Raw genomic sequence first — 7,354 nt, forward strand, 5'->3', positions numbered from 1 at the left:
TGTTTTTATTTGATGTACGTTCTCACGCGGGAAATCATATCTCCCATATCGAAAGGTTTTGCGATAAAATCGTTGGCTCCTGCATCAAGAGCAGACTGCTCCAGTCCTCTGCTTGCGGACATGATAAGCACCGGAATATCTTTTAAATTTTCATCGGCTCTTATGGTTCTGCAGATATCTCTTCCGTCTTCTCCGGAAAGCCACATATCCATGAGGATAACATCCGGTTTTGGCTGTGTATTCAGTGCATCCAGCATATCCGATCCTTTATAGAACTTGGAAACAGTAAGTCCTTCTAGCTCCATCATCATTTCAATAGAATCAACAATTGCAGGACTATCATCCAAGACTAAAATTTGTGTAGACATGTTTTATATTTTAATTTTAGGTATTTCGAAGCAAAAATCAGACCCCTTTCCTTCTACGGAGTGAACATAAATTTTTCCTCCCGTCCTTTTGATGATTTCTGAGGAGATGTAAAGTCCTAATCCCAGCCCCGGAAAGGTATGTTCTTTTGTTCCGCTTACCCGGTAATACTGCTCGAAAACCTTATGCTGTTTATCTTCCGGAATCCCGATCCCGAAATCTTTTACACTGAATTTTATCATATTATCTTTCACCTGAGTAGAAACAATCACTTCATCTGCATCAGGAGAATATTTGATAGCATTGCTGATGAGGTTGCTCATCACCTGAGAAATACGGTGCCTGTCTGCGGTTACCTTTCCGATATTGCTTTTCTTGAAGATAATTTTGTGTCTTGCCGTCATCTGCTGTTCTACAACAATATCTTCCACGAGCTGATCAAAATCAAAATCGGATTCATTAAGCTGGATTTGTCCTTTCTGAATTTTGGTAACATCCAGAAGATCATTAACGAGTTCTGTGAGTTTCTCAATCTGATCGTTCATCCTTTTTGCTACTTCAGCATTTTTGTAATCGCCCTGTTTATTAAGGTTCATCCCGATAAACTGGGTGTAAAGTTTCAGGCTGGTAAGCGGAGTTTTGAGTTCGTGACTGGCAATGCCCAGAAAATTATCTTTTTGGTTCTGCAGTTGTTTAAAATCATCTATATCGGTAAAAGTTCCGATCCACTGTTGTATTTCTCCCTCCGAATCCAGATTGGGAACAGCTCTTCCCAGAAACCACCGGTAAACTTCAGGATTATCCGGATCCGAAAATTCGTATTCTACTTCGAAGGGTTTTCCTGTGTTTACACTTTCTTCCCAGATTTTTATAATATTCGGGTAAACTTCGGGTCGTATGATATTTTTAATGGCTTCATTGGCATCTTCTTCCTTTTTGAACTTCATGTATTTGTACCAATTGTCGTTCATATAGGTTATTTTACCCCGTTTGTCGCTGGTCCATACAAACTGAGGCATAGAGTCTGCAAGGTCTCTGTATTTTTTCTCACTTTCCTGTACTTCTTTTCTGGCTTTCACAAGATCTGTGACATTCACTGCCATATTAAGGATCGCATATACTTCCCCACTGGAGTTTTTCAGAGGTTTATAAGAAAAGTTATAGTAAAAAGTCTGAAGTTTACCATCCACTACAAGATCTGCACGATCTTCTGTTGCGGAGTAGGTTTTTCCTGTTTTGAAAATGTCTTTTAATAATCCTACAAATGGCTGACCTTCCAGTTCAGGAAGTGCATCTTCAAGTTTCATTCCGATGACGGAAGCATCTTTTCCCCATGTTCTCAGCATTTTGTCGTTGGCAAGCTCTATATATAAATCTTCTGAACGATAGATCGCGGTGGAATAATCTGACTGCCTGATAAGATCTTCAAAACGGTATTCGCTTTCCAAAAGTTTCTGCTCCGAAATAACATGATCCGTAACCTCTATGGCTACAACACTTACTCCGATAACTTTGTGATCCTCATTATACACAGGAGCATAAATGAAATTAAAAAAGTGTTCTTCGTAATTTCCGAATTTCTCTAAAAAAACTGACCATTTATTGCCTTTAAAAACTTCTCCTGTTCTGTAAACATTGTCCAGTATTTCGAAAATTCCCTCTGGTCTTATTTCAGGAAGCACCTCTTCAAGCTTTTTTCCTATAACGGATGCATCTCTTCCCCAGAGTTCAAGAATCTGCTGATTGGCATTACTGATAATAAAATCCTCCCCCATCAGCAAAGACATCGCTACCGGAGCCTGACTGAATAATATTTTAAGCGACTCATGAGAGATATTCTGGTCTAAAAAGTTTTTCATTACAATAATGGTTTCTGTTTTACAAAATTAATTTTTATTCTACACTTTCACTGAAAATATGATACCACTTTTTAACATAATAAAATTTTATTTCAAAGCAGTATTTTTAAAGCTAATTTTATTTTGATAATAATGTAACAATTAATGTATTTTTGGAACTAATTGACAAAACAATTTCTACTTTATGAAAAAGCGACTTCTTTCTGTTGCTGCAGCGGCTTTCTTCGGAATGGCTCTTAATGCACAACAAATTAAATTCGAAGAGTATGACTTACCAAACGGTCTTCACGTAATTCTTCATCAGGACAACTCGGCTCCGGTTGTAACAACAGGGGTAATGTACCATGTAGGTGCAAAAGACGAGGTAAAAGGAAGAACAGGTTTTGCTCACTTCTTCGAGCATCTTTTATTTGAAGGAACACCCAACATCAAAAGAGGTGACTGGTTTAAGATCGTTTCTTCAAACGGGGGACAAAACAACGCTAATACAACGAATGACAGAACGTATTACTATGAGACTTTCCCATCAAACAACGAACAGCTGGGACTTTGGATGGAGGCTGAAAGAATGCGTCACGCGTTGATTAATCAGGTGGGTGTAGATACTCAGAGAGAGGTTGTAAAGGAAGAAAAGAGATTGAGAATGGACAACCAGCCTTATGGAAATCTTTTCACTACCATTCAGAAAAATTTGTTTACCAATCACCCGTATAACTGGCCTACAATTGGTTCTATGGAAGACCTGAATGCTGCAAAATTAGAAGAGTTTCAGGCATTCTATAAAAAATATTACGTTCCGAACAATGCTACTTTGGTGGTAGCAGGAGACATTAAGCCGGAACAGACTAAAAAATGGATTAAGGAATACTACGGAGGAATTCCAAAAGGAACAGTTTACCCGAAAGATTTCCCGAAAGATGCTCCTATCACTCAGGAAAAAGAAGTAACGGCTACGGATCCGAATATTCAGCTTCCTGCTTATGTATTTGCTTACAGAACGCCGGGTAACAAGGAGAAAGATGCTTATATCTTAGATATGCTTTCTTCTTATTTAAGCAGCGGAAAATCTTCTGTTTTATACAAAAAATTAGTGGATCAGGATAAAAAAGCGCTTCAGGTACAGGCATTTAACCAAGGTCTTGAAGATTACGGTATTTTTGCATTCTTTGCGATCCCGATGGGACAAACCACAAAGGCTACTTTGCAGGCGGATATTGATGCTGAAATTAAAAAACTGCAGACGACTTTAATTTCTGAGGAAGATTATCAGAAGCTTCAGAATAAGTTTGAGAACCAGTTCGTTAATTCCAACTCCAGCATTCAGGGAATTGCAGCTTCACTGGCAACCAACCACGTATTGATGGGCAATACAAACCTTATTAACAAAGAGATTGATATCTACAGAGGCATCACAAGACAGGATCTTCAGAATGCAGCTAAAAAGTATCTTAATTCCAACCAAAGAATAATCATTAACTACGTACCTGAAAAAAAGTAATCCGCTGAGATTTAGGTTTAAAAATGATTATTAAAAATTAAATTTTTACAAATGAAAAAGCAATTAACATATATAGCTGCAGCGTTTTTCTTCGCAGGAACGGTTTCAGCACAAAAAATAGATCTTAATGCCATGCCAAAACCGGGGCCTACTCCGGCAATTAATATTGCAAAGCCAAAAACATTTCAGCTGAGCAATGGTCTTACGGTAATGGTAGTAGAAAACAATAAGCTGCCGAGAGTAAATGCCAATCTTACGATGGACAGAGCTCCTTACAGTGAGGGAGCTGTAACAGGAGTAAGTGAAATCATGGCGGAACAGTTCGAAAACGGAACCACCAACATGAGCAAAGATGAATTCAACAAAAAGGTGGATTATCTTGGTGCCAATTTAAATTTTTCTTCTAACGGAGCTGCGGCAAATTCACTTTCAAAATATTTTCCTCAGGTTCTTAACTTAATGGCAGATGCCATCATTAATCCAAAATTTTCTGCTGAAGAAATACAGGATTCTAAAGACAGAGCCATTGAAGGTTTAAAATCTGAAGAGAAAAATGCTTCTTCTATTGCTTCAAAAGTTTCCAATGCTTTAATGTATGGTAAAAATACATCGAGAGGAGAATTTGAAACGGTAGAATCGATCAGTTAAATTCAATTGGCAGATGTACAGAATACGTACAAAAAATATTACGCTCCGGACAACGCTTATCTTGTAATTGTAGGAGATGTAAAATTCGATCAGGTAAAACCAATGATTGAAAAAGCATTCAGCGGATGGAAAAAAGCAAATACTCCGGTTACTCCTTTAGAACCGGCTTCTAATGTTGCCAAAACCGAAATTAATGTAGTAGATGTTCCTTCTGCTGTACAGTCCGTTGTGTCTTTAAACAACCTGAACACGCTGAAAATGAAAGACCCGAACTACTTCCCGGCAACCATTGCCAATTATATTCTTGGAGGTGGCGGTGAAGCGAGACTTTTCATGAACCTTCGTGAGAAAAACGGCTTTACATATGGCGCTTACTCTAATCTTAGTGCAAGCAAATATTCTCCGCAATTCTCGGCAAGTGCAAGTGTAAGAAACGAAGTTACGGATAAAGCAGTAAAGGAGTTCATGAACGAACTTAACGCTATTTCTACCGTAAAGCCTGAAGAACTGGAAAATGCAAAAGCTAAACTGAAAGGTTCTTTTATCATGTCTCTGGAGCAGCCATCAACCATTGCAAGATTTGCTCTCAATAAAAAAGTGCAGGATCTTCCGGATGATTTTTATACCAATTATCTGAAATCTATTGATAAGGTAACGGCTGCGGATGTTTCTAATGCTGTAAAATCTACCATTCTTGCTAACCAGAGCAGAATTTTTATTGCCGGAAAAGCAGCGGATATTTCTGAAGGTCTGGAAAAATTAGGATATCCGGTAAAATATTTCGATAAAGAAGCCAATCCTGTAGCAAAACCTACAACACAGAAAGTGGATGCAGGAGTTACTGTTGCTTCTATTGCAGATAAGTACATCAACGCAATCGGAGGAAAAGCAAACATTGATAAAGTTTCTTCTTACACCGTAAACGCTTCCATGTCTATGCAGGGACAGAATATCGACCTGAAAATGATGAAAGCGAAAGGAGGAAAAGAACTTACTACTGTTACAGGAATGGGACAGACTCTTCAGAAGCAGGTATTCGACGGAAAGACAGGATACTCTGAGCAAATGGGGCAAAAAGTGGAAATGAAGCCTGAGCAAATTGCTGAAAAGCTTAAAAATACTGAACTTTTCCCGGAGCTTGGTTTTGCAAAATCTGCTGACTACAAACTTGCAGGAATTGAAAAAATCGGCGGTGAAGATTCTTATGCTGTAAAAAATGGTGATAATACTTATTATTACAGCGTAAAAACAGGTCTTAAAACCGGAGAAACAAAAACAGTAAAAGCGATGGGACAAACCATGACTGTTCCTACAACATTCTCAGATTACAAAGATGTGGCAGGTGTGAAAATGCCTTATACCATTACCGTAAGCCAAATGGGTATGGACATGACAATGAACGTAAAATCTTACGAAGTGAATCAGGCTAAAGATTCTGATTTTAAATAAAAACAATCTGATCTTACAGTAAAAACGGCAACAATTGTTGCCGTTTTTTATTTTTCCTAACATTTGTATTATCTTTCTTTGTCATTCGGTAAAAAAAGATTAAATTTGCCCATTCAAAAAGATATCAAATTAATGGATTCTATATTTATACTATTGATGGTTCTTATTATGATCGCCAGCATTTTACTGGTTATCATCGTTATGGCTCAAAATCCTAAAGGCGGAGGTCTTTCCAGTACTTTCGGAGGAGCATCTTCTGCTCAGTTTGGAGTACAGAGAACCAACGACTTTATGGAAAAAGCAACATGGACTTTAGGAGGAACAATTATCGTTCTTATCCTTTTAAGTGTTGTAATTACAGGGAAGCCTTCGGCAGCCGCTCCGGTTCAGACGCCTGCAAAAAAAGAAGCTCCGGCTAAGCAATCTTCAGCTCCTGCTTCTGCAACAACTCCGGCTAAGACTCCTGCACCAACAAAATAAGTAAATACTATTTATATATAAAAAGCAGCTCGGTCGGGCTGCTTTTTTATTTTATGATAAACTGATTTAGGTTTAATTGGTTCTGAAAGAATTCCAGTAATTATCCTGATCTTCACCAAAAAGACATTCTATAAAAGAATCCAAAGACATTTTATACAAAACTTCCTGATCCATTTCTTTAAAATCTGTTGCAAAAAATTCAGGTTTCAACTGAATGTCTTCCCGATCAATCACCAAAATATTTTCAGGGCAGTAAAAAGGATAATTTTTGATATCCGAATTGGTTGTAATTAATTTTCTTCCGGAAGCCAATACCTCAAAGGTTCTTATGGTTAAGCCATTCTGAAAAGGTTTATTAATATCCAGCACAGATTTTGTTTTTTTGTAAAAATCAATGATCTGATGATGATTCAGCTTATCAAAACTTACTTTTGTAATGTCAAACTGCTTCAGGTTTTTATCAATGATCTTTTTCAGTCGGAATGCAATTCTTCCCATTGCATAATAATAAAAGTAAGATTTCAGATTCAGCCTGTCTGCAATTTCTCTGATCTTTTCTCCTACAATATACCGGTCTGTATGTGCGCTTCCTATGAAGACAATATCATATTCCGGTTTCTGAGAATACTGTTGTAAACTTTTATATTCATCAACATAAAACAAAGGTCTGAAGCTTATGTTATATTTTACCGAATCATTGTATTCAAACGTAAACTTTTTGTCGAAATATTTAAGATTTTCAATCAGATTGGGATATTCCGTCAATGGATCAAAATTGTAGTAAATCATTTCCATTTCAGGGTTGTCCTGCTTTATTTTTTCAAGAAAAAAAACAGGAATGGCTTCTCCTTTTATCAGGAAAAAATAATCGTATTTTTTGCCTTTAATTTCTTCAAGAATCCGGTTATAGTAATTGTTTATTTTAAGATGGTAAAATCTTTTATTAAGACGGATTATTCCTTTCGAAAAATTGGAATTGGAAGGTCTTTCGTCATAAAAATCCACTTCAGCGCCCAGTTCAGAAAGTCTTCGGGCTATTGCCTTTTCATATTTG

The 7,354-nt window shown here is 37.2% G+C and carries 5 protein-coding genes and 1 pseudogene; 3 read left to right on the forward strand and 3 right to left on the reverse strand.

Annotated features, from left to right (window positions below; all coding sequences use genetic code 11):
* Positions 1-5: 5 nt before the first annotated feature.
* The gene (locus tag WFK35_RS06780) at positions 6-368 is read right to left on the reverse strand and encodes a response regulator transcription factor (RefSeq protein ID WP_214588756.1); all 363 of its coding nucleotides are present in this window, start codon (positions 366-368) and stop codon (positions 6-8) included.
* A gap of 3 nt (positions 369-371) precedes the next feature.
* On the reverse strand, positions 372-2,225 hold the full coding sequence (locus tag WFK35_RS06785) for a PAS domain-containing sensor histidine kinase (RefSeq protein WP_336731972.1): 1,854 nt from the start codon (positions 2,223-2,225) through the stop codon (positions 372-374).
* Between the two features lie 184 nt (positions 2,226-2,409).
* On the opposite strand from WFK35_RS06785, the gene WFK35_RS06790 reads away from it, so the two are divergent.
* The 3 genes and pseudogenes from WFK35_RS06790 to secG all read left to right on the forward strand — a co-directional run bounded on the left by WFK35_RS06790 (position 2,410) and on the right by secG (position 6,300).
* Entirely contained in the window at positions 2,410-3,723 is a 1,314-nt protein-coding gene (locus WFK35_RS06790) for a M16 family metallopeptidase (RefSeq protein WP_336731974.1), read from the forward strand.
* Positions 3,724-3,774: 51 nt separating this feature from the next.
* Positions 3,775-5,820: pseudogene (locus WFK35_RS06795) on the forward strand (M16 family metallopeptidase).
* Positions 5,821-5,952: 132 nt separating this feature from the next.
* Positions 5,953-6,300 carry a preprotein translocase subunit SecG gene (gene secG, locus WFK35_RS06800; protein ID WP_336690189.1) on the forward strand — a complete coding sequence of 116 codons (348 nt, stop codon included), beginning with the start codon at positions 5,953-5,955 and terminating at the stop codon, positions 6,298-6,300.
* Between the two features lie 72 nt (positions 6,301-6,372).
* Here secG and WFK35_RS06805 read toward each other — a convergent pair.
* On the reverse strand, positions 6,373-7,354 hold a 982-nt coding region (locus WFK35_RS06805; RefSeq protein ID WP_336731976.1), incomplete at its 5' end, for a hypothetical protein.

The organism is Chryseobacterium sp. VD8, assembly GCF_037149975.1.
In the GTDB taxonomy this organism is placed as follows: domain Bacteria; phylum Bacteroidota; class Bacteroidia; order Flavobacteriales; family Weeksellaceae; genus Chryseobacterium; species Chryseobacterium indicum.

Coding starts and splice junctions, on each gene's coding strand:
- WFK35_RS06780 (WP_214588756.1), bottom strand. CDS start 368: ATGTCTACACAAATTTTAGTCTTGGATGATAGTCCTGCAATTGTTGAT.
- WFK35_RS06785 (WP_336731972.1), bottom strand. CDS start 2,225: ATGAAAAACTTTTTAGACCAGAATATCTCTCATGAGTCGCTTAAAATA.
- WFK35_RS06790 (WP_336731974.1), top strand. CDS start 2,410: ATGAAAAAGCGACTTCTTTCTGTTGCTGCAGCGGCTTTCTTCGGAATG.
- secG (WP_336690189.1), top strand. CDS start 5,953: ATGGATTCTATATTTATACTATTGATGGTTCTTATTATGATCGCCAGC.